This is a genomic window from Halorubrum sp. CSM-61 (assembly GCF_003781945.1).
In the GTDB taxonomy this organism is placed as follows: Archaea; Halobacteriota; Halobacteria; order Halobacteriales; family Haloferacaceae; genus Halorubrum.
In genome coordinates, this window is the sequence record NZ_RJJW01000001.1 from 527127 (window position 1) to 548604 (window position 21478).

Consider the following 21478-nt stretch of genomic DNA (forward strand, 5'->3'; position numbering starts at 1 on the left):
AGAGGGCGAGGGCTCCTTCGAGAGTCCTCAGAGGTGACTTCCAGTGAGTCAACAACAGCGTCCTGACAACGTCTCGATCGACGAGATCCCGGTCGATATCGACAACACGCAATCAGCGGAGGTCGATTCCGCCGACGTCCCCGACGAAATCGAATCCATCACCCGTGGGCTCGCCGGTGAGCAGCCGCCGACGAATCCCATTGTGGTTCTCAAGGCGGCCCGGTGGTGGTACATTCACGGCAAGGGCGGCACGGATCCCGCCTTCCAGTGGGCAATCGAGTGGGCACGTCACCTTGCGACCGACATGCCTAGCGACGTCGAGCGGTTCGACGAGTTCCTCGAGTACCTCGTCTCGGTTGGTTTTGCGGACGAACGTCACGAGCTCCGCTAACCGACAGACTCGGTTTTTTGTGCGCCCCAGAGGGGTGCGGCGCGGTCTGAACAGACGCAGTCGCCGTGAACTCGATTTGGTGAACACAATGGCTACGACTAGTGACTCGTCGGTCTCCTTCGACCAGACCGACACGCGAGACGACGAGATGAACAGTACCATCGAACAGTGGATCGACGAGCTTGTCGCCGGCGTCGACGACGCGCAAGCCAGCGCGGAGTTCCAGGAGTGGCTGGACCTCCAGAGTCGTTTCCACGACTACTCCTACCGGAACACGCTCCTCATCAAGCGGCAGTGTCCCGAGGCGAGCCGGGTGGCGGGCTACCGGACGTGGCAGGAGGAGTTCGACCGCCACGTCACGGAGGGCGAGTCAGCCATCTGGATCTGGGCGCCAATCATCACGAAGCAGTGCCCGGAGTGCGAGAACTCGCCGAGCTACCACGAGGACAGCGACTGTGACTACGATGAGACGCCGCCCGAGGAGTGGTCCGAGGGGCTGGTCGGGTTCAAGCCCGCGCCGGTGTTCGACGTCTCCCAGACCGAGGGCGAACCGCTTCCCGACCTGGACACGGAAACGACTGGGGACGCCGGCGACCTCGTCGAGCAGTTGACTGCCGCCGCTGACGACCTCGGCGTGACGGTGCGGATCGTTCCCGAAGAGGAGTGGACCCACGGCAAGGCGAAGGGCATCTGCGAGCAGCTGAGCCTCGTCGACGTTCAGCCGCTCGTCGAGGTGCGCGATCGGGAGAACGAGGCCGACCTCGCGCGGACGCTGATTCACGAGTACGCCCACGCCCTGCTCCACTTCGACGTCGACGACGACACCGAACGGGCGAAACGCGAGGTTGAGGCCGAAGCCGTCGCGTACGTCGTCGGGCGCTACTGCGGGCTCGACACGAGCGGGTCGGCATTCTACCTCGCTGCGTGGGAGTCGGACGATCCCGAGGTCATTCGCGAGCGGCTCGGACGGATTAGTCGAACGGCAGAAGAACTCATCGACGTTCTCGAAGCCCACTCGTCGAACCATTAGGCCCAGTAATCGGAGTCAAATGAAGTGACAGCGCTGTTGACGAACTGCCTACCAGTTACTCTTCGAGTCGGCGACGGCGCTCTTCGAACTCTTCTTCCGAGATTTCTCCACGAGCATACCGAGAGCGAAGCGTCGATAGGGCCGTATCCGCCTGTGATTGCTCAGTAGCCGGGGGCCTCCCATGTGTATGAATCGCATAGCCGACGATGAGCACCACACTCAGTAGGACAAGCGTCCATAGGACAGGCCACCAGCCGTAACCAGCCATTCCACCACCCATCCCACCGGAATGGCCACTACCCATTTGAGCAGTGGCTGTTCCGGTGACTGCGAATAAGAGGGCGGACCCAGCGGTACTACGAACGAGTACCGTGGAAAACTTGGAAATCATGGTGCAGTTTGTTCCGGACGTGGGTGTGCAGTAGCGGACGATCCGTCTGAATTCTGTCGCGTCTCGAGGAACTCCTCGGCGTCGAGGGCAGCCATGCTTCCTGTGCCGGCGGACGTGATCGCCTGCCGGTAGCGGGGGTCAGCAACGTCGCCAGCAGCGAACACCCCATCGACAGCCGTCTGGGCTGTGGGCCGCCCAGCGTCGTCGGTCTCCGTGAAGATGTAGCCGTCCTCGTCCCGTTCAACGCCGGTCCCCTCGAGGAACTGCGTGTTCGGCGTGTGACCCACAGCGTAGAATACGCCGCCCACGTCGACCGTCTCTCGCTCGACGTCGACACCGGACTCCGCCTTCTTTCGGGGGTATCCGTCGGGATGGGAGACGAGCGTGGCGCCGGTAACGCCGTCCGCTTGGGAACCGTGGATGGCTTCGAGCTCCGTGTTCCAGCGGAACTGGACGTCCGCGTGCTCGCGAGCACGGTCGGCCATGATCTCCGAGGCGCGCAGCTCCTCACGCCGGTGGACGATTGTCACGGAGTCGGCGAACTTCGCGAGGAACAAGGCCTCCTCCATGGCGCTGTCGCCGCCACCGACGACGAGGACATCGTCGCCGCGGTGGAACGCACCGTCACAGGTCGCACACGTCGAGAGCCCGGCCCCCATCAGCTCGTCTTCGTTCTCGGCACCGACCCAGCGCGCGCTCGCGCCGGTGGCGACGATCAACGACCGCGTGTAGAGCGTGTCGCCGGTCGACAGCGATAGCTCCAGCGGCTGGCCGTCCAGGTCCGCATCCTCGATGCGACCGTGTTCGAACTGCGCACCGAACTGCTCGGCCTGCTCTTTGCCGCGCTGGACGAGCTCCATCCCGCCGACGCCGTCGGGGAAGCCGAGGTAGTTTTCGACGTCGGTCGTCAGCGTGAGCTGGCCGCCGGGCTCGTCGCCCTCGAGGATGAGTGGGTCGAGGTCGGCCCGCGCAGCGTAGACGGCTGCCGAGAGGCCTGCGATTCCCGATCCGGCGATGACGAGGTCGTGGATATCCTGAGTCATTTACTCAGTGTAGCTCTCGATGAGCGTTCGGAGTTGGTCTTCGCCCTGGAGACCGACAATTTCCTCGACCTGTTCACCGTCGGCGAACAGGACAAGGGTGGGAACCCCCCGGACGCCGTACGCGGAGGCGAGTTGCTGGTTCGCGTCGACGTCGACTTTCGCCACAGTCGCGTCGGTCTCGGCGGCGAGCGTCTCGACGATCGGTTCGAGCATTTGGCACGGCCCACACCAGTCGGCGTAGAAGTCCGTAAGGACGACATCGTTCTCTGCGACGATGTCGTCGAGCTGGGACTGCCCGTCGACGTACATTGGTTCATTCGTGGACGCGGTGCCAGCGTCGGATGCAGTATCAGTTGCCATCACCAGTACGTATGCACCAGCGCTAATTAAGGGTTTTGGGGAATATATACAATACTACCCAATACAGATGGTCGACCGAAATACTGATGCGAACTCGAGATCGCGCTAAATTCTGCTCCCGAGGGGATCTTAGAACCAGAGATAGAGAGAAGTAGAGCGTTAGCTTTCGGCTGCAGGAGCCGCAGTTTCGGACTGCTCGTACTTGGTTTCGAACTCCTGGATGAGCTGGCCCATCTTCGCGTACCAGTCGTTGAGCAACCGCTGCATGTCGTCGGCGATCTTGGATGGGTCAGTCGGCGAGTAGACGTGGTAGTAGCCGCCCTGGTCGTAGTTGATCTGGTCTTTCTCGATGAAACCGGTCTGCAGCAGCCGTTGGACAGCACGGTAGGCTGTCGAGCGTTCTCGGTCGACTGCATCGGCGATCTCGTCGACGGTCAGCGGTTCTTGGGACTCGACGAGCGCCTGGAAGCACTCCTTATCGAGTTCTTTGAGACCGTGGAAACACTCCAACAGTCCCTCGCACTCCATGTCCCGACGGAGCTGTTCAGACATCGAATCTGGCATTGTTATCAATACTACGTAGGTCCTAGCCCAATAAAAGACTTTTGCACAGTACGCACAATTTCGCGGTGAACCAAGAGAAGTAAACAGGAAAAGGCGTGAACAGCTACTTCTTACTCTGGTGAAATTCAGGGAGTAAACAATCAATTAACCCGACCGGATAGCGGGTTGGCGCGAAAAACCGATTAGTCGGTAACTGTGGTTCCCTGATGACGCTTCTGCCGGAGCGACGAAATCGTCGTGTACAGAATCGCGAAGGCGACGACGACCGCCGCGCCGATAACCAGTACCAGCCCGATCAGCTCGAGCGTCGGGCTTCCAACGTAGGAGCCGATCTCGCCGATACCCACGGCGATGGCACCGATCAGGAGCATCCCGCCGAAGTAGATCTTGATGCCGTCAGCGTCGACGACGGCGGTCGCAGCAGAGCCGATACGCGCACCGAGTGCGCTCCCGAACAGCAGCGGCGCGACGATACCGAGATTCACGCCGCCGCCCTGTCCGTAGAGATAACTTCCGAGACCGCCAGAGAAGACGATCTCGAACAGGTCGGTTCCGACGGCGACGGGTACCGGGACGCCGATCGCGTAGATCATCGCCGGCATCCGGATGAAGCCCCCACCGACGCCGAGGAAGCCGGACAGCAGGCCGGTCGCGAAGGCGACGGCGGTGATGACCCACGCGGAGACGCGGACGTCGCCGCGGAGCGTCACCATCGGCGGAATCCGAACGGTCTGCTGAATCGTTTTGGCGATTTCTGGGATCTCGTACTCGTCGAGGTCCTTGTCAGCAGCCTCATGATCGATTCCACCGCCGCCGTCGCTGTTGAGGGCGTCACGGGTCACCATCGCGCCGACACCGCCGAGCAAGACCACGTAGGCGATGCTGATGATGCCGCCCGCGAGCCCCATCGACTCGAGGTAGTAGACGCTAGCACGGCCGGCCTCAATTCCGATCGTCGTCCCGGTGATCATTATCGCGCCGAGTTTGTAGTCGACCTGCCCGAGGTCGTGGTGTTTCAGGGTCGCGATGACGGCCGTCCCGAACACGAACGCCATCCCGCTCCCGACGGCGACCGACGGTTCGTAGTCCAGCATCAGCAGGGCCGGGGTGACGAGGAACGACCCGCCCATGCCGAAGAAGCCGAACAGAACCCCGACGACGAGGCCGAAGCCGACGAACAGCGCCAGCATCTCAGGGCTCGTCCCCAAGCCGCCGAGCGCGTTGAGGAGACTATCGAGCATTGGCTTCACCTCCCACCAAGAGCTTCATCAGATAGGGCCCGAAGAGCCGTTCGAGGCCACCGTAGCCCACGTACAGCACGATCGCTTCCAGTAGTATCGTGCCGATAAGCAAGGCTGTCTCCGGATCCCATGTGGGAATCTCTAATCCTGCCATCGGTTCTCCCTCTGAGTTTCGAACACGGAAATTCGCTGTTTGCACATTTCTGCTCAGTAGCCTCTACCCGCCTCGTGCCTATAACGGTTTTGGGATTACTATACAATACTATATTCCGGTAACCTCGGCCAGACTATCGATAACTTATAGAAAACATATAGATGCTGGCAGCTCACGAAACTGCTCAGCGAAGATACCGTTGTCGACTATTTCTACAAAATCGAACAAAACCATGTTGTGGACACTCGACAAAAGTGTCGCTATGAGGGCCCTGTGCGCGACCGACCTGTCGGCTGCAAGTGAGGCCGCAATAGAGAACGAAACCTGCCTCGAGTGCTTGGGCCGTATCGGCGTCGATACGATCCACCTAGTGACGGTCGTTCCGGCGAACGTCCACTCCGGGATGCCCGGCGTGAATTTCGAAGAGCAACGTCGACGAGCGCTCGATCAGTATCGGACGGTCATCGAGGCCGCCGGATTCGACGTCGAGACTCACGTCGTCCGTGGGACCCCCTATCGACGTATCAACGGCATTGCTGAGACCGTCCACGCCAATCTATCGGTCGTCAGCTCACGGGGACAAAGCCCGTTAGAGAACCGAATCATCGGCTCGACAGCCCGCAACCTCGCGCGGACGACTGTCGTTCCGTTGTTGGTCAACCGCGTCGAGCGGGGGACCGACGACCCCGAGGTTCTTCGAGAATACCTCTTTCAGCGTGTTCTCTTCGCGACGGACTTCTCTGAGAACGCCAACCGAGCGTTCGACGCCTTCTCGTACCTCCGTCACGCGACCGAGGAGGTGACGCTCGTTCACGTTCGGTCGCCGAAAGACGATGACGTCGACGCCGATGCCAGCCCACAGGAACAGTTGGCCGAGCATGCGAGCACGCTGGAAAACTGGGGCATCGAGACACAGGTCGAGGTCCGGCACGGTGATCCCGCCAACGAAATCCTCGCCGTCGAATCTGAGGTAACACCGTCAACGGTCCTTGTCGGGTCGAAAGGGAGAAGCCGTATCCGACGGCTCCTGTTGGGGAGTGTCTCCGAGGAGATCGTCGCACAGGCAGCTGGAAACGTCTTTCTCGTCCCGCCACCCCGGGCAGTCTGAGAGAAGCAACACCAGGGCTGCGATATCGTTGGGCGTCGGCAGCCCTTGACAGCTCTCAGGACGTGTGGAGGTCCACGAGACGGCCCCCCACGGAGCATTCAGTCTTCAGTGACGCTTCCCCTTCCGGCCCTCACAGGCGCGGGTGGCTCGTGAGTACCGAACTCGGGATGGGTCTCCTCCATCCAGAGAGACACCACAGCGCCGGAAACGAACATCAGACCAGCGGTCAAGTAAAACGCAGCTTCAACGTTCACGAACTCCATCGAGAGTCCAATCAGGACCGCGCCGACAGCGTACCCGGAGTCGCGCCACATCCGGTAGACGCCCATCCCCGCCGACCGCCACGTCGGGTGGGCGGCGTCGCTCGGCACCGTCATCAGGTTCGGGTACAGCAGCGCCATGCCGAGCCCGGAGATACCGGCCAAGACTGCCCACGGGATGTAGCTATCGACGAGCACCATCCCGAGGACGCCCGCGCCAGCGAGGAACATCCCCGCGATGACTGGCGGACGGCGACCAATGCGGTCCGCAAGCCCACCGGTCGCAATCTGGAGGAAGTACATCGCGCTGTGAACACCGACGACAACCCCGACCGCTGCGATGCCGAGACCCTGGCCCGTCAGGTACAGCGGGACGGCGATCCAGAACAGCGTGTCGACGAAGTTCTCGATGTGACCGGCCTGCGCCGCGGCGAACAGCGTCCGGTCGCCGTACGTCGCGCGCTTTATCACTTCGTTGAACGGCAGGTTTGCATCGTGGTGGTCGTCGTCACCCTCGGCTTGGGCGTACTGGACGGTCTCCCTAATCAGGAAGATTGAGATGAGGAACGCCAGCACGACAACGACGCCGAGGAAGTAGAACGGCTCAGGCCGCAGACTCCACTGGCCAGCGATGACGCCCGTGACCCAGGCGCCGACCGCGACGCCGGTATAGCCGAACGCTTCGTCGATGCCGACCGCGAGACCACGCTGGTCTGGGCCCGCGAGGTCGATCTTCGCGTTGATCGCCATACTCCAGGTCAACGCCTGGTTGACACCCAGCAGGATGTTCCCGACGGTGATCCAGCCCCAACTTGGGGCGAAGATGAGGATGACCGGCAGTGGGAGCGCGGTCGCCCACCCGGCGATGAGGACGGGCTTGCGGCCGTACTCCTCGCCCCACTTGCCGGCGTAGAGATTGAGGAGCGACTTCACGATGCCGAACGACACGACGAATGAGCCGATCACCAGGAACGACTCGACGCCGAGGACGTCCTCCCCCAGCACGGGGACGACGGTTCGTTCGGAGCCGATGGTCAGCCCGGTCGCGAAGACGAGCAGGACGTGCAGCGAGAACTGCCCGAGGTGCTCGCGGATTCCTTGTTCGAGTTCAGTTGTCGTAGGCATTAGTTCGTGAGTTTAGTAGGTTCATTTGTGGGTTACAGTAGGAGGAACGCGGTACCGTACGCGAGGCCGAACGACAGGACAAATGACCCTGCCCACGCCCCGACTGTCAGGAGAATCTTTCTGGCATCCACAGCTTCCCAACCGCCGACCGCGGCGCCGCTCCCGATAATGGCGCTGACGACAATCTCGTTGAACGAGACCGGGACGCCCAGCAGCACTGCCAGCTGTGCGATCAGGAACGACGGCACAAGCGCCGAGATCGAACGCCGCGGCCCGAGCGACGAGTAGTCCTGCGCCAGCGACTTGATCATCCGCGGCGCGCCCGTCCACGAACCGACGAGCATTCCAAGGCCACCGCCGACGAGCACGGCGAACGTCGAAACCATCCCCACCTCGTCAAGCAGTGGCAGCAGTGGTCCGACGGCGAGCCCGACTTGGCTCCCGCCCGCGGAGAACGCGACGAGCGAGCCGAGCGCGAGCAGCACCCGCCGTAGGCCGCCGTGTTTGTCACGACTGACGTCCCACCAGACGACGACCCCCACAGCCAGCGCCGCAAGGCCCGTAATGCCGACCGCCGAGACGAGCCCGTCGGCTGCCAGCACCCGCTGACCGAGCCCACGGACAGTCCCTGACGGGCTCCCCTCACCGAGAAAGCTGAACTGAACGTTCACGAGGACAGCTCCCACAAGGCCGGCTAGGATGGGAATGCTGTACCGTTCGGGGACATCGGAACGCGGAAGGAGGCTCGCGATCGTGAACGCAATCCCGCCGCCGACGAACGGCGTTAGCATCCAGACGGCGGCGATCTGCTGGTACTTCGGCCAGACCGGCGAGCCACCGAGCGCGAGCCCGACGCCGATAACAGCGCCGGTCACGGTGAACGCCGTCGCGATCGGATAGCCGGTCGTAATACCGACTGCCATCAGCCCCGCGCCCAATACGAGCACGAGAATGACGCCGGCGATCGGCAGGCTGATGCCGCCGACGAGGCCGCTCCCGATGGCTTCCGAGACGTTCCCTCCCTGCGTGACGGCGCCGGCGAAGCCGAACATGCCGACGAGGAACGCAGCCCGCATCGTCCCGATGGCGTTCGCGCCGACCGCGGGGGCGTACGGCGTCGCGCCGCTCGACCCGGCGCCGATGACCCACGCCATGAACAGGCTGGCGAGCGCTGCACCGATGAAGAGGGCGATGAGAGCGGGGTCCATAGAAGTGAGTTAGTCTGCGCCCGTCGCAGCGGTGTCACGCGCCTGGCTGCGGCTCCGCCAGTAGCCCTGCGCGTACGCGCCGAGGAACATCCCGGCGAGCGCCCAGAGAATCGTGATGTTGCCGACACCGAGGCTTGCGTACGCGGCGCCCGGACAGATGCCGGAGAGCCCCCAGCCGACGCCGAAGACGGCGCCGCCGACCAGAACGTTCCGGTCGAACGGTTTCAGACGCCGCTCGTAGGGGTCGCCCGTGAGGGGTGCCGCGTCCCGAATTCGTGGCAACAGGGCGAACGCGATTCCGGAGACGATGGCGGCCCCGAACATCACGAACGGGAGGCCGAGGTCGTCGAACTGGAGGAAGTTCAGCACAACCTCCGGTCGCGCCATGTGGCTGAACCCGAGCCCGAACCCGAACACGATGCCGCCGACGAAAATCAGCGGCTTGAACAGCGGGTGGCGGTCGCTCATGGGCTCACCCCCAGCGCTGCGACGACCTGGGCGGTCCCGATGGCGACGGTCAGGAACGTCACCACGCCGACCAGCGACGTCTTCGACGCCGAGCCGACGCCGCAGACGCCGTGCCCGGACGTACAGCCCTTGCCGATTCGGGTTCCGATGCCGACCAGGATGCCACCGAGGAACAGCCGCCACGGCTGCACCTCTGTCATCCAGAGCGTCACTCCGGCGACCTCGTACAGCTGGCCGGTCGTCCCGGGTTCGTACAGCGAGCTCGTGACCAGCCCAGACTGGAACGTCGCCGCGAACGCCAGCCCGCCGAGGATGATGCCGGCCGTGAACACGAGCCGCCAGTCCCGGGAGCCGACGTACTGCTGGAAGCGGGACTGGTCGGAGACGTACGACAGCGTCGACTCCAAGAACGTACTCGCCCCGGCTGGGATACCCGTCCCGATGTAAATCAGAACGGTGCCGAGCCCGACGAGCAGTCCGCCGACGGCGTACCGACTAATCCCGTTCGGGAACAGGTCGGCGGCCGTCTGGAGCAGTACTGGATCAGTGACCATCGGCGTCGTTAGTCACCCGCAAGCGAGTCCTGGCTGGCTGCGCAGTTGTTGGGGCCGAGTTCGAGCGTGAACGCTTCCTCGTCGTCGACGGCGTTCTGGCCGAGGTTCGTCGCGATGATGTCCTCGTAGTTGGCCGGCCGCGGTGGCATGTCCGAGAGGATCACCTCGACGAACTCCTGTTCGTCCATCGTGAGCGCGTCCATCTCGTCGACGAGCTCGCCGATGGGGGCGGTGTAGGTACCGTCGGCGGCGGGCTCGGCGGCGTCGCTGAAGTGGGCCCCGCCGACGAGCGTGTCGTCGGGCAGGGAGAGGACGCGCTCCTGCAGTGACTCATAGAGCATGCTCGCGGCCTCGGGGGCGCCGTCGTCACCCTCCTCGAGGTCCGGGCGGGCGACGCTCTCGACGAACAGCCCGTCGCCGGTCGCGAGCAGGCTGTCGTCGACGAGGTAGGAGGTCATCCCGGTCGTGTGGCCGGGCGTGTAGACCGCCTCGATGGTCGCGTCGCCGACCGTGAAGGAGTCGCCGTCAGCGGCCGTGGTCAGTTCGTCAGCGTAGGTGACCCCGCGGTCGACCGCGGCCTCGGGGATGACGCCCTCGACGCCCTCCGCGTCCAGATTCCGCACGCCCGAGATGTGGTCGGCGTGGACGTGCGTGTCGAGCGCGTACTGCAGGTCGACGCCGAGGTCGTCGGCGTCCGCGAGGTAGCGGTCGGTGAACGCCCGCAGCGGGTCGATAATCGCGGCTTCCCCGTCGTCGTAGAGGAGGTAACCGAGGCAGCCCGAGGAGGGGCGCTGGTACTGTAGCAGCGTGCCGGCGCCGTCGTAGCGCTCGACTTCGACGGCCTCGTAGATGCTCGCCCAGCCGTTCATCCCGTCCTCGAGGTGGTTCACGTCGTATCCGCGCTCGGCGAGCGTGCCCGCGACGAACTCGCTGGCGCCGCCCTTCGCACACAGGACAGTCACCTCGCGGTCGTCGGGGATCTGCTCGAGGACGTCCGCGTCGATGTCGTCCTCGAGGAACTCAAAGTACGGCACGTTGATCGACGTGACGTTCTCGCCGTCGATACGCCACTCCTCGTAGTCTGATTGCATGCGCGCGTCGAGGAGGGTGACGTCCTCGCCGGCGTCGATACGATCCTTCAGCGTCTCCGGGTCGACAGTTTCGACGTCGACGTCCGGAGTCGGGAAGTCATCGGCGTTCATGTTGTGCAGTCGTTTCTACTGGGTGGACGTACAAAAGCATTTGCATAGAAGTTCCCTAACTGCACAATACTAATCCGAGTATAGACGGCTCCGTTTCCCTCAACCATCCGAAATTAGGTATATAGGTCGGTGTATAGAGGACACACCGTTATTTGGGTTGGTAGAGTATTCCCAAGGACCGACAATCTTTTACTTGGGTGGTGGGTATTGTGCGATAGCTCCAATACAGACAAACGGAGCAGATAACCAATGAGTGCTGAATTCGACATTACGGAGACGCTAGACGTGAAAGGTGCATCGTGTCCCATGCCAGTGGTGAAAGCGAAGTCGGCCATCGACGAGCTCTCGGAGGGTGAAGTCCTCGAAGTGCTGGCGACCGACCCCGGAAGCATGAGCGACATCGACGGCTGGGCGTCCGGCACCGAGGGCGTCGAACTCGTCGACCAGGAGGAAGGCGACGACGTGTTCAAACACTACGTCCGCAAGACGGAGTAACGATGAGTACGGACACACCCGACGCGCCGGCCGACGACGCGCCCTCGCGTGCGGAACTGGCCGCGCGCGTCGACGAACTCGAGGACGCGCTCGCCGAAGCCACCAGTGACGACGACGGGAAGAAGATGAGCATCATCGCGACGAAGGGCACGCTGGACATGGCGTACCCGCCGCTCATCCTCGCCAGCACCGCGGCCGCGTTCGGCTACGACGTGACCGTCTTCCACACGTTCTGGGGGCTGGACATCCTCCACGAGGAGCGCTCGAAGAACCTCAAGCTCAGCTCCGTCGGCAACCCCAACATGCCCGTCCCGAACGCGGTCGCCGCGCTCCCCGGCATGGACCGCGTCACGACGAAGATGATGGAAAAGAAGATCGCGGACAACGACACCGCCACCATCGAGGAACTGCTGGAGACGAGCCTCGACATGGGCGTCGAGTTCCAGGCCTGTCAGATGACCATCGACCTGATGGGCTACGACGAGGCCGACTTCTACGACGGCGTCACCACGGGCGTCGGCGCGGCGACCGCCCTCCAAGATATGGCCGACGCCGACATTCAGCTTCTCGTCTGACTCCCGACGACGGACGAACCCGCGGTCCCGATTCTCGAACCACGGTTGGCATAGCGGGCGCCGTGCTGTCCCACACGGAAGGTATCGCTTCGACCGTCGTGAACCGCCTCGGGGTCAGGCCTCGAGGCACTCGCTTGTTCATCCGTAGACTGTAAGGAGGTCAGGGCGACGAAACCGGGAGTCGTTCGATCGCGCCACGGAGGAGCGCGAAACGCCGCTCGGCTGCTAGTCGGACTCCGCAGTGGTACGGTCGCGGCCGATCGCGCCTGCGAGAGCCAACAGGTAGCCCAGTCCGTACTGGACGTCCGGATCACGTAATCCGCGAAGCAGGCCGACCGCTCCGACCTGCTCGGGCGATTCACGCTCCGCTTCGCCGACGCTCTCTAGCAGCGTTTCGATGCCGTCGCGAGTATCGTCGTCAGCGGCCGTCTGCGCGACCTCGCCGACCGCAGCACCGGTGCCGGCCAGCGACGTGACCATCTCGTCGTCGAGCGCCGCGGTCGCCAACGACCCTACCTCCGCGAGTTCGGCCAGGTCGTCGAGCGTTCCGCTTTGCTGGAGCGCGAGCAACGTATCAAGGGCCTCCCGCAGGTCGTCGCCGTTCTCCCCGACCGTTTCGGCCAGCGCCACGGTCTCGTCGGTCGCCAGCCCGTCCGCAGACTCTGCCAGTGTCGATCCCGTGGCCGAGAGCTCGCGGACCATCTCGTCGTCGAGCGCGCTCTCGCCCAGCGAGAGCACGTCCAGTAGCTCGTTGACGGCGTCGAGGTGCTCCACGAACTCGGCGACCGCCTCGGGGTTCTGCTCGATCGCCGCTTCGAGGTCGGTCGGCGCGTTAGCCTGGTTCTCGGACATGGTCAGAGCAGTCCCCGCGCGGTGAGCCAGTAGGACTCGTTGTACGCCAGCTTCGACCAGTGGAGCTTCTCCGAGGGCGGCGCCGGCGACGGCGGATTCTCGTAGTCGAACTCGACGAACGACGCCGCGTCCATCCCCGTCTCGATGAAGCACAGCGTCTTCCCGTCGTAGGTCGCGGTCGCCGGGCGGCCGCGAATCTCGCTGGCGAGGCGCTGCCCGACGACGCCGGCCTGGTAGTGGGCGACGCTGCCCGCGTTCGGGACGCCGGTGTCGGCGGTGTCGCCGAGCGCGTAGACGTTGTCGGCAGCTTCTGCTTCGAGCGTGTGCTTGTCGACGTCGACCCAGCCGTCGTCGCCGAGCCCAGCCTCTTCGATCAGGTCGATGCCGCCGTGGGGTGGAATCGTCACGAGGAGGTCGTAGTCGAGTTCGGTCCCCTCCATCGACGTGATGGTCTCCGCGTCGGGGTCGACCGACTTGGCGTTGAAGAACGTCTCCACCTGGATGTCCCGTTCCTCCATGATGGGGCGGGCCCACTCGGCGATGTGAGGGTTGCCGTGGACGCGTTGGATCGGATACGTATACGTGATATCGACATCCTCGCGGAGGCCGCGCTCGCGGAGCCAGTCGTCGGCCATGAAGACGAATTCGAGTGGTGCCGCCGGACACATGTGGGGCGTCCCGATGACGCTCAACACGAGGTCACCCTCGGTGAACTCCAACAGTTCGTCGCGCAAGTCGGTCGCGCCCGACTCGCTGTAGTAGTTGTGACCGCCCTCCGTGAGGCCCGGAATCTGGTCGGGCTCCAACGTCGAGCCGGTCGCCAGCACGAGGTAGTCGTAGCTGACTGGTGGGGCACTCCCGTGGAACTGGAGCCGCTGGGCCTCGGTGTCGATGTCGGACACGCGGTCGATCCGGAGATCGATTGCGTCGTCGACGAGGTCGTCGAGCGGGCGACGGCCGTCGTCAGGTTCGCGCTGGCCGAACGGCACGTACAGCCAGACCGGCTTATAGACGTGGTCGGGGTCGTCGTTGACGAGCGTGACTCGGACGTCACCGGCGTCGAGTTCGGGTTCGAGTCGGTCGGCGAGGTCGTTCGCGAGGACGGTGCCGCCGGTCCCGCCGCCGACGATAACGACGTGTTCAGTCATGCTTTCTCCACGTAGAACTCGTTGTGGTCGTCGAGCTCTTCGACCGCGAGTAGCTCGTTGCCGGCTTCCTCGGCCCACTCGGGGACGTCGGTGAGCGACTGGTCGTTGTCGCTCAGCAGTCGGATCACGTCCCCGGACTCGGCGCTCCGAATCTTTCCGATGAGGTCCATCAACGGGCCGGGGCATGCTGCGCCTCTGGCATCGACGGTGTCGTCAGGCTCGATGTCAGTCATAGAGAGCTCACAGGCGGCAGTTGGAACTATCCTATATTAGTATTGTGTGCGAGTTCCAAGATTCTGAAAATCTGTAGGCCTGGAATGAGCGACCGAGAGGTAATATTGAAATCGTAGAGGAGGAGCGTTCACCGCTCGAACACGAGCGCATAGTGGTACGGCGGCAACTCGACCTGCCGGTCGAGCGTGAACGCTGCGGCCGGAAGCACGGCTTCTTCAGTTTCTCCCGGCGTCATCCGAAGTTTCGTCGGAGGTCCGCGGGGTTCGGTTCCGACAGTCGTCGTTTCACGTGGGCGGTCATGCCAGTTGACGATGATCAGGCTTCCGCCAGGTTCGATCACCCGGAACGCCTGCTCGACCAACCCCGACTGGTCGTCGACGCCGTGGAACGTGTTTGCCACGACGAGCGTGCTGACTGAGTCGGGGAGGACCCCAGTCAGGTTCCGGGCGTCACCGTGAGTCGGAACGACGTTCTCGATGTCCTGCTGCTCAGCGAGATCATCGAGTTCACCGAGCAGTGACGCATCAAGGTCGATAGCGTAAACAGGCTCAGGGTCGGCAATTCGGGCAGCTGGAAGGGCAAAGTAGCCGCTTCCACAGCCGACTTCGGCGACCGACTCGCCGGATTCGACGCCGAGTTCCCGGAGCGTCGCGCCGGGTGTCGGCCAGAGTTTGCTCCACCAGTCCCAGTCGGGTTGGCCGGTGTTCTGGAAGCGCTCCATCCCTAGCGGGACCCCGACGTATCCACTCCCAGCAGGCGATACAGGAGGCAGACTCGAACGAGGCCAGTCCCGGCGAGAACGAGACCCAGCAGGGCCAGGACTGTGCCAACCACCGTCCCAACTCCAAGCAGCCCTCCGAGTGAGGCCACTCCAACAGCCGCCAAACCCATCCCGCCACCGATCCGGATTCGGCTGTCTGCCGCACCAATATTGTTCTTCATACCCACAAATACACTATGATATTACCTAAGTGTTTCCCGACGGCTTCCCCTCACCGCCCAAGCAATCCGGTACAACCGTGCCTGGAGGGGTTACTACCCGAGCTGGGACTGCCACCGTATTGGTAGCTGAGCGTAGACGACGGCGTTGTCGACGAGGATGTCGACCGGAACGTACTCATCCGGCGCGTGAACAGTGTCGGTTCCGAGCGCGAACTCTACAGTCGGGATGCCCGCATTCCGGAGTTTCTTGGCGTCACCACCACCCGTAGCGCTCCGCCGGAAGACGTGATCACCTGTGGCCTCCTCCGCAGTCGACGCGACGGCTTCGACGAGTGGGCTGGCGGGTGCTTCAGCCGTACCGACGCTCCAGGAGACGTCGGCGATTGTGATACCTTCGCAGTCGGCGACGCACTCCCGAATCTCCGCGAGCACATCGGGCGTGTGGACACCTGCGGTCAGTCGCACGTCAACTTCGGCGTGCGCAGACTGCGGGACGGTGTTTATCGCGTCCCCGCCCTCGAGGACGCCGAGATTGATCGAGGGGTACCAGAACAGCTCTCGGGCGGCGGCCTCACCCATCGAGGGGGCGTAGTATTCGACTGACTCCTCGACGATCGGAGCCACGTCAGCGTCGATCTCGAGTCGCTGGGTGCCAAACCGTTCGCGCATCGTCCCGACGGCGTCGTAGAGCCGGTCGATGGCATTGACGCCGAGTATTGGGCGGGAGCCGTGGGCCCCCTCACCGCTGGCTTCGAGCGTCAGCCAAATGCTGCCCCGGTCCGCGATTGTGACTGAGTGGCGACCTTCCTCGCAGGTCGGCTCGCCAATCACGCATGCGTCAGCGTCGAGCTCACCAGCGTTCAGTAACGCTGGCAAGCCGGCGTCACCACCCACTTCCTCGTCACTCACGAACGCGAATTGGAGGTCGACAGGTGGCTCAGTGTCGGTGGCTGCGAAGGCCTGTATTCCCAACAACATCGACGCCACGGCACCTTTCATGTCGGTTGCACCGCGGCCGTAGACGCGTTCATCGACGCGCTCGCCAAGTGGATCGTGGGACCAGGCATCTGCGTCGAAGGGCACCGTATCGAGGTGGCCATTATATAGCAGTGTATGGTCAGACTCACCCGGTAGTCGAACGAGCAGATTCGGCTTTGCTGGATCGACTGCAAAACGCTCTACTTCGACCGGAAGCGGGTCGAGGAATTGTTCGATTCTGGCGACGATTTCGCGCGTGTCGCCGGGCGGGTTCGACGTCTCAACCGCGAGAAGGTCGAGGGCGAGCGCGACCAGTTCCTCTCGGTGGGCTCGCACGTACTCGGTAGGAGTGTCATTACTCATTCAGGAGCGGGTTTGCTGTCGAGCGGTCCCGCCACCGAGAGCGGCGAGAGCCAGTGATGGCCAAGCGTCAGTGCAGAAGCCTGGTTTCCGTCCCGTATCCCGGCCGTTACCAAGTTCGCCACAAACGACGTCATGTTCGTATCGCGCAGCTTTGGTCGGTATCACCAGAAGAGTAAAGCCAATACAAGGCGCCAATCACGCCAGCTGTTAGCGCAGTCACGACGATTCTGACGAGCCCACCACCGAGTGCAGCCGCCGTTCCCCCGGCAGCCGCGGCACCAGCCGTCGGCGCCGCGAAGAGACAGCAGAGACTCAACGCGCCGCCAACACCGAGTAGTCGCCACGGCGGCGTCGACGCATCCTCCGAACTCGCCTCCGTGTCCGAACCAGTCATCGATTAGTCCCTTGTTCGCCTGATTGGCCCAAGTGCGTTTGGGTCGTCACGACCGTCGGTCGCACTGTCAGCACACCTCGCAACGCCGGCGCTGGTAGACCAAGAGCGCGGCGAAGCACGCAACGCTCACGACACCGAGGATTGGGCGGATCGGGTCGAAGTACGTCATGAGCGCCGACGAGCTGAACAGCGCGAGCAACACGGCGTTACAGATCGGACAGCCGAACGCCAGGAATCCGCCGATGATTCCACCGGCAGCGAATCGATCGCCAATTGGCTTCTCGGCTAGCGAGCGCTGGTAGACGAACGCGCCGGCGAAGGCAGCGGTCGCGACGAGGAACAGGTAGTCCGCCGGGGTCCGAGAGACCATCCGCACGTAGACCGGGTTCGGCAGCAGGCCGGTCACCGCCCCGAACAGGACAAACACCCCGATGCTCACTCCGACACTCCGGAGCAGACGCGGGCGCGGCAGCGCCGTCATGCACGCCCACCTCCGTCGAGCGAACACGTTTGTGGGTCGCCGGCGCGACCGAGGAAGAAGAGGAGTAGGGCGATTCCGCCAACTCGAAGGAGGTTGCCGTCGAACGGCAGCGCCGCCATCGCACCGACGAAGCCCAGCGCGCCGAGCACGCCCGCACCACAGCTCGCACAGCCGGCGGCGAGCAGTCCGGGGAGCACGCCGACAATCGTCGACACACTCCGGCGACGTGCGCGCTGGACCAGCGCGAGCGCGTTGGTTACCGCGACACCGGCCAGGACGGCGTACGTGGCGACTAGCGCGAGCCCAAGGTAGCCGGTAGTCAGATACACTTCGCGCGTGAGCGCCGTAACCGCGTAGCCGATGTCGGTCGGGTCGGTCGAGAGCACCTGGACCGAGAACTGGGGGAATGAGCTCAACACCAGGATGACGTACGTGGCGAGGGCCACGACGGCGGCCGATAGCAACCGGGCGTCCGACGTGAGCGGATAGCCGAGCGCGTCGCGGAGGTCGCGAGTCCAGTCGCGGCTCGCGGTGGCGGGACCCCCGGTCATGCCCGTCTCACCTGGTCGATCGCGTCGGCAAAGTTCTCGTAGGGGTGGGCGCCGACGAGCTTTCCGGCCGCCCCGGAGTCACGGTTGTAGAGTACGAACCCGGGCGTCCCCTGGATTCTCGACTCCTGGGCCATGGCGACGTTCGGTTCGATTCGCTCCCGGATCGTCGCGCCGCGTTCCTCACGGCAGGTCTCGACCGCGGACAGGCCAACGCCAGCTGTCTGTTCGGTGACCGCCGCGAACATTTCGTCGTCGGCCCAGTCCGTGCCGGACTCTGGCTGTTCGGCGAAGGCCGCCGCGTGCCAGTTCCAGAACGCATCCGGGTCGCTGTCGGCGACCTGCGACCACACGCAGCGCCCCCAGACCGCCGCTGGCGTGGAGTATTCTCCGATGTTCGGGTAGGGCAGCACGGCCAGGCGTGCGTCGCCGGTATCGAGGTGCTCTCGGCCGAGTTCCGGGAGTGTCTCCGTCTCGAACTGCTTGCAGAACGGACACAGATAGTCCGTCCAGTAGTAGATGTCTATCGGCGCGTCGCGTTCACCGGCAATGGGGCGGCCGTCGAGGTCGACGTCGAATCCGGTCGTCCCGGAACCAGCGTGCGTGGTGTCGGGGACGTAGTGCTGTCCGCTCGCACCAGATCGTGATCCCATGTAGGCGACACCACTACCGAACGCGAGCACCGAGCCGCCGGCGATGAGTGCCCTCCGCCGAGTGATATTGCCCTCTTCGTCCATCTATATACAATACCACTTCGCATCGGCTGATAGACGTTGTGGTCCTAACTGAATTCCAAAATTACTTTCTACGGCGCCTATACCGCGTTTTCGACTGTTTCAATTATCGAATACGGATCGTGTTTGTCATCATTCCGTACCACGACAACGAGCCCGGTCGTCTCCTCGACTGGTACGGTGATGGTGACCAGTGTATCGTACACGCGAACGGTCGCATGCAGCGACTCTCCGTGGTACTCCTCGTAGACTGCAGTGCCGATCGCCTCCAGTTGAATGTGCTCCAGAATCGCCCGGATATCCGACGCAGCGTACTGTGAGGACGCCGCCTCGTCTCGGTACAGGACATCGTACTCGCCATCCTCGTAGGACGCCAGGCCGACCAGCGTCTCACCGAGATCAGCCATCAGTGTCGATTCGAGGGATTCAGCGATTTCCCCCAGTGAGCGGTTATCCGCGTCAGTAGGCTCATCGGTCATCGTTGGTTCACGCGTGCGCTTCGATCACGGAGCGAAGCTGCGCTTCGTCCTGCATTCCGACGAGTCGTTCCGCCGGCTGGCCGTCAGCGAATAGGATGAGCGTGGGTACCCCCCGGACACCGTACTCTGCGGCGAGTTGCTGGTTCGCGTCGATGTCGATCTTCGCTACGGTCGCATCGGTCTCGGCCGCAATCGTTTCGACGATTGGTTCAAGCATCTGGCACGGACCACACCAATCGGCGTAGAAGTCGGCTAGCACGAGACCGTACTCGGCGGCAGTTTCTGACAGCTCGGCGCCGCCGTCGATATGGATCGGTTCGGACGGGCTCTTCGAGGGGGACGGCTCAGCACCGCCCGTTTCAGCCTTGTTTCGAAGCTCCGCCAGTTTCTGTCGACGGATCTCCTCGATATCTTCTGCCATTAGGTGTCCGTTTGAACCGCGCCGCCTTATTTGTTTTGTATAACTCGCACAATACTGCCCCAGTGCGGGTTTGAACGATAGGGGTCAGAGACAGGACTCAATCGGCTGCTTCTCGCGATCCTCCAAGTCTCGGCTGTACCGGTCTTCGAACTCCTGAATGAGTTGTCCGATGGCCGCATACCAATCGTTGAGCAATCGCTGCATGTCGTGTGCAACTTCCTCGGATGTCCGCGAACGATACACGTAGTAGTACCCTCCGTGCTCGTAGTTTACTTGCTCCTGAACTACCACGCCGGCCTCAAGGAGTCGAGATATCGAACGATACGCAGTCGAACGTTCACAATCCATTCGATCTGCGACGTCGTCGACGGTAAGACCCTCCTCTGCCTGTTGTAGCAGCTGAAAGACCACCTGATCCCGCTCGTTGAGCCCGTGAATGCAGCCCAGGAGGTCAAGGCACCCCAGGTCGCGCTCGAGGTCCTCACGCACTGACGTGGCCACCATATCTAAAAATAGGGAGACAGAGACGATTAAAGCTGTTCCCGAATACTACAATACTCCGATAGCCGATCAGATACTGGAGCCACTCTTTCCCATGGAAATCCGCTTTCGCGAAAGAAGACCCGAAGAGACTTTGTCCTGAAGACCCAAGATAGTACACGAATGGCACTCCCAATCGACCCGAGCCAGATCGACCCTGCGGACATCGGTGAAGAACAGGTAACTCTCGAAATGAGCCACGATGAAGCGATCGAACACGTCCGCGACGTGTTCACGGACGCTGGCTTCGGCATCCCCGTCGAATTCTCCCCCTCCGAGATGCTCAACGAGAAGGTCGACGCCGGCCGCGACCCCTACTACGTGCTGGGCGCGTGCAACCCCGAAGTCGCCGACCGCGCGCTGGACGCAACCGACAACCAACTCGGTGCACTGATGCCGTGCAACGTCGTCGTTTGGGAAGAAGAACCGGGCAAGCAGGTCGTCTATCACGTCTCCATCATGCGCATCGCCCGCCTCATCGGGATGGCGTCCGACGACGACGAGATGGCAGACATCGTCGCCGACACCGGCGAACTCGTCGACGAGGCGTTCGCGAACCTCTAAGATGGGACATCACACGTTCGACGCCGACCGCGCTGACAAACTCGAAGAGGCACAGCGACGGTACCGGTTCCTCTCCGCGGAGGAACTCCTCTGGGCGCTCTCTCCAGATGGAGACGAAACGGTCGCAGATCTGGGCAGCGGGACCGGGTTCTACACCGACGACGTCGCACCGACTGTCGACCACGTGTACGCCGTCGACATTCAGGATGCGATGCACGACTACTACCGGGAGAAAGGCGTCCCCGAGAACGTCGACCTCGTGACGAGTGGCGTGGACGACCTCCCACTCGATTCCGACAGTCTCGACGCGGCGTTCTCGACGATGACCTACCACGAGTTCGCGAACGAACAGGCGTTGAGCGAACTCAGTCGCGTGCTCGCCTCACAGGGGACGCTCGTTATCGTGGACTGGGCAGCTTCCGGAAGTGGGTCTCACGGCCCACCCGTTGACGAGCGGTATTCCGCCACTGAGACGACGAGTGCGCTCCGCCAGCACGGGTTCACAGTCGAATTCGAAGCGGTACGGCCAGAAACGTTTCTGGTAACGGCATCAGCCGAATAAGTGAAAGAACACCCGAACGGCACGTGAGCACCAGATTGACCTGTAGCGGCGGAGACGTGGCTGAGAATC

At 63.1% G+C, this 21478-nt stretch carries 30 protein-coding genes; 7 read left to right on the forward strand and 23 right to left on the reverse strand.

Annotation, left to right across the window (positions count from 1 at the left end; all coding sequences use genetic code 11):
• Positions 1 to 43 precede the first annotated feature (43 nt).
• A complete protein-coding gene (locus EDM04_RS02815; protein ID WP_123619628.1) occupies positions 44 to 391 on the forward strand; it encodes a hypothetical protein in 348 nt (115 codons plus the stop codon).
• Between the two features lie 88 nt (positions 392 to 479).
• The gene (locus tag EDM04_RS02820; protein WP_123619629.1) at positions 480 to 1421 is read left to right on the forward strand and encodes an ArdC-like ssDNA-binding domain-containing protein; all 942 of its coding nucleotides are present in this window, start codon (positions 480 to 482) and stop codon (positions 1419 to 1421) included.
• 55 nt (positions 1422 to 1476) lie between these two features.
• Here the strand turns inward: EDM04_RS02820 and EDM04_RS19025 are convergent, their stop codons facing one another.
• From EDM04_RS19025 to EDM04_RS18395, 6 genes are all read right to left on the reverse strand, one after another.
• Positions 1477 to 1812, reverse strand: coding sequence for an SHOCT domain-containing protein (locus EDM04_RS19025; RefSeq protein WP_123619630.1), 336 nt, complete (start codon positions 1810 to 1812; stop codon positions 1477 to 1479).
• On the reverse strand, positions 1809 to 2855 hold the full coding sequence (locus EDM04_RS02830) for an NAD(P)/FAD-dependent oxidoreductase (RefSeq protein WP_123619631.1): 1047 nt from the start codon (positions 2853 to 2855) through the stop codon (positions 1809 to 1811). The genes EDM04_RS19025 and EDM04_RS02830 overlap by 4 nt, the downstream gene beginning before the upstream one ends.
• A complete protein-coding gene (trxA, locus tag EDM04_RS02835) occupies positions 2856 to 3215 on the reverse strand; it encodes a thioredoxin (RefSeq protein ID WP_123619632.1) in 360 nt (119 codons plus the stop codon).
• Between the two features lie 159 nt (positions 3216 to 3374).
• Positions 3375 to 3779: a helix-turn-helix domain-containing protein gene (locus tag EDM04_RS02840; RefSeq protein ID WP_123619633.1), complete on the reverse strand. Its 405-nt coding sequence runs from the start codon at positions 3777 to 3779 to the stop codon at positions 3375 to 3377.
• Positions 3780 to 3961: 182 nt separating this feature from the next.
• Positions 3962 to 5020: a sulfite exporter TauE/SafE family protein gene (locus EDM04_RS02845; RefSeq protein WP_123619634.1), complete on the reverse strand. Its 1059-nt coding sequence runs from the start codon at positions 5018 to 5020 to the stop codon at positions 3962 to 3964.
• Positions 5010 to 5174, reverse strand: a complete 165-nt coding sequence (locus tag EDM04_RS18395) for a hypothetical protein (RefSeq protein WP_164471069.1) — start codon at positions 5172 to 5174, stop codon at positions 5010 to 5012. The genes EDM04_RS02845 and EDM04_RS18395 overlap by 11 nt, the downstream gene beginning before the upstream one ends.
• A 262-nt stretch (positions 5175 to 5436) precedes the next feature.
• Here EDM04_RS18395 and EDM04_RS02850 point away from each other — a divergent pair, with 262 nt between their 5' ends.
• Positions 5437 to 6282, forward strand: coding sequence for a universal stress protein (locus EDM04_RS02850; protein WP_123619635.1), 846 nt, complete (start codon positions 5437 to 5439; stop codon positions 6280 to 6282).
• Between the two features lie 98 nt (positions 6283 to 6380).
• Here EDM04_RS02850 and EDM04_RS02855 read toward each other — a convergent pair whose 3' ends face one another.
• From EDM04_RS02855 to EDM04_RS02875, 5 genes are read right to left on the reverse strand one after another with little or no spacing between them, the layout of a single operon-like run.
• Entirely contained in the window at positions 6381 to 7667 is a 1287-nt protein-coding gene (locus EDM04_RS02855) for an MFS transporter (protein WP_123619636.1), read from the reverse strand.
• 32 nt (positions 7668 to 7699) lie between these two features.
• Positions 7700 to 8875, reverse strand: coding sequence for an inorganic phosphate transporter (locus EDM04_RS02860; protein ID WP_123619637.1), 1176 nt, complete (start codon positions 8873 to 8875; stop codon positions 7700 to 7702).
• Positions 8876 to 8884: 9 nt separating this feature from the next.
• Positions 8885 to 9343: a YeeE/YedE family protein gene (locus EDM04_RS02865; protein ID WP_123619638.1), complete on the reverse strand. Its 459-nt coding sequence runs from the start codon at positions 9341 to 9343 to the stop codon at positions 8885 to 8887.
• The gene (locus tag EDM04_RS02870) at positions 9340 to 9897 is read right to left on the reverse strand and encodes a YeeE/YedE family protein (RefSeq protein ID WP_123619639.1); all 558 of its coding nucleotides are present in this window, start codon (positions 9895 to 9897) and stop codon (positions 9340 to 9342) included. Before EDM04_RS02870 ends, EDM04_RS02865 begins: the two co-directional genes overlap by 4 nt.
• Before the next feature lie 8 nt (positions 9898 to 9905).
• Entirely contained in the window at positions 9906 to 11099 is a 1194-nt protein-coding gene (locus EDM04_RS02875; RefSeq protein WP_123619640.1) for an MBL fold metallo-hydrolase, read from the reverse strand.
• A gap of 249 nt (positions 11100 to 11348) precedes the next feature.
• Between EDM04_RS02875 and EDM04_RS02880 the strand changes: the two genes are divergently transcribed.
• Both EDM04_RS02880 and EDM04_RS02885 read left to right on the forward strand, forming a co-directional pair.
• Complete coding sequence (locus tag EDM04_RS02880; RefSeq protein WP_123619641.1) at positions 11349 to 11594, forward strand: sulfurtransferase TusA family protein; 246 nt, start codon at positions 11349 to 11351, stop codon at positions 11592 to 11594.
• 2 nt (positions 11595 to 11596) lie between these two features.
• On the forward strand, positions 11597 to 12169 hold the full coding sequence (locus EDM04_RS02885; RefSeq protein WP_123619642.1) for a DsrE/DsrF/DrsH-like family protein: 573 nt from the start codon (positions 11597 to 11599) through the stop codon (positions 12167 to 12169).
• 225 nt (positions 12170 to 12394) lie between these two features.
• Here EDM04_RS02885 and EDM04_RS02890 read toward each other — a convergent pair whose 3' ends face one another.
• From EDM04_RS02890 to EDM04_RS02950, 12 genes are all read right to left on the reverse strand, one after another.
• Positions 12395 to 13021, reverse strand: a complete 627-nt coding sequence (locus EDM04_RS02890) for a DUF1641 domain-containing protein (RefSeq protein ID WP_123619643.1) — start codon at positions 13019 to 13021, stop codon at positions 12395 to 12397.
• A gap of 2 nt (positions 13022 to 13023) precedes the next feature.
• A complete protein-coding gene (locus EDM04_RS02895; protein WP_123619644.1) occupies positions 13024 to 14169 on the reverse strand; it encodes an NAD(P)/FAD-dependent oxidoreductase in 1146 nt (381 codons plus the stop codon).
• The gene (locus EDM04_RS02900) at positions 14166 to 14402 is read right to left on the reverse strand and encodes a sulfurtransferase TusA family protein (RefSeq protein ID WP_123619645.1); all 237 of its coding nucleotides are present in this window, start codon (positions 14400 to 14402) and stop codon (positions 14166 to 14168) included. The genes EDM04_RS02895 and EDM04_RS02900 overlap by 4 nt, the downstream gene beginning before the upstream one ends.
• A gap of 128 nt (positions 14403 to 14530) precedes the next feature.
• Positions 14531 to 15124 (reverse strand): class I SAM-dependent methyltransferase, encoded by a 594-nt coding sequence (locus EDM04_RS02905; protein WP_123619646.1) that lies wholly within the window; start codon positions 15122 to 15124, stop codon positions 14531 to 14533.
• Between the two features lie 2 nt (positions 15125 to 15126).
• Positions 15127 to 15351 (reverse strand): DUF2892 domain-containing protein, encoded by a 225-nt coding sequence (locus tag EDM04_RS02910; RefSeq protein WP_123619647.1) that lies wholly within the window; start codon positions 15349 to 15351, stop codon positions 15127 to 15129.
• A gap of 87 nt (positions 15352 to 15438) precedes the next feature.
• On the reverse strand, positions 15439 to 16686 hold the full coding sequence (locus EDM04_RS02915) for a M20 family metallopeptidase (RefSeq protein ID WP_123619648.1): 1248 nt from the start codon (positions 16684 to 16686) through the stop codon (positions 15439 to 15441).
• A 461-nt stretch (positions 16687 to 17147) separates the two neighbouring features.
• Positions 17148 to 17561 (reverse strand): hypothetical protein, encoded by a 414-nt coding sequence (locus EDM04_RS02925; RefSeq protein WP_123619649.1) that lies wholly within the window; start codon positions 17559 to 17561, stop codon positions 17148 to 17150.
• Positions 17558 to 18112, reverse strand: a complete 555-nt coding sequence (locus tag EDM04_RS02930) for a hypothetical protein (protein WP_123619650.1) — start codon at positions 18110 to 18112, stop codon at positions 17558 to 17560. The genes EDM04_RS02925 and EDM04_RS02930 overlap by 4 nt, the downstream gene beginning before the upstream one ends.
• Positions 18109 to 18846 carry a thioredoxin domain-containing protein gene (locus EDM04_RS02935; protein WP_123619651.1) on the reverse strand — a complete coding sequence of 246 codons (738 nt, stop codon included), beginning with the start codon at positions 18844 to 18846 and terminating at the stop codon, positions 18109 to 18111. Before EDM04_RS02935 ends, EDM04_RS02930 begins: the two co-directional genes overlap by 4 nt.
• Positions 18847 to 18923: 77 nt before the next feature.
• Positions 18924 to 19322: a hypothetical protein gene (locus EDM04_RS02940; RefSeq protein ID WP_123619652.1), complete on the reverse strand. Its 399-nt coding sequence runs from the start codon at positions 19320 to 19322 to the stop codon at positions 18924 to 18926.
• A 7-nt stretch (positions 19323 to 19329) separates the two neighbouring features.
• Positions 19330 to 19743: a thioredoxin gene (gene trxA / locus EDM04_RS02945; RefSeq protein ID WP_123619653.1), complete on the reverse strand. Its 414-nt coding sequence runs from the start codon at positions 19741 to 19743 to the stop codon at positions 19330 to 19332.
• A gap of 84 nt (positions 19744 to 19827) precedes the next feature.
• The gene (locus EDM04_RS02950) at positions 19828 to 20247 is read right to left on the reverse strand and encodes a helix-turn-helix domain-containing protein (protein ID WP_164471070.1); all 420 of its coding nucleotides are present in this window, start codon (positions 20245 to 20247) and stop codon (positions 19828 to 19830) included.
• A gap of 159 nt (positions 20248 to 20406) precedes the next feature.
• Here EDM04_RS02950 and EDM04_RS02955 point away from each other — a divergent pair, with 159 nt between their 5' ends.
• Together EDM04_RS02955 and EDM04_RS02960 are read left to right on the forward strand one after the other, a co-directional pair.
• Positions 20407 to 20847 carry a DUF302 domain-containing protein gene (locus EDM04_RS02955; protein ID WP_059059004.1) on the forward strand — a complete coding sequence of 147 codons (441 nt, stop codon included), beginning with the start codon at positions 20407 to 20409 and terminating at the stop codon, positions 20845 to 20847.
• Position 20848: 1 nt separating this feature from the next.
• Entirely contained in the window at positions 20849 to 21409 is a 561-nt protein-coding gene (locus tag EDM04_RS02960; RefSeq protein ID WP_123619654.1) for a class I SAM-dependent methyltransferase, read from the forward strand.
• The last annotated feature ends 69 nt before the right edge of the window (positions 21410 to 21478 follow it).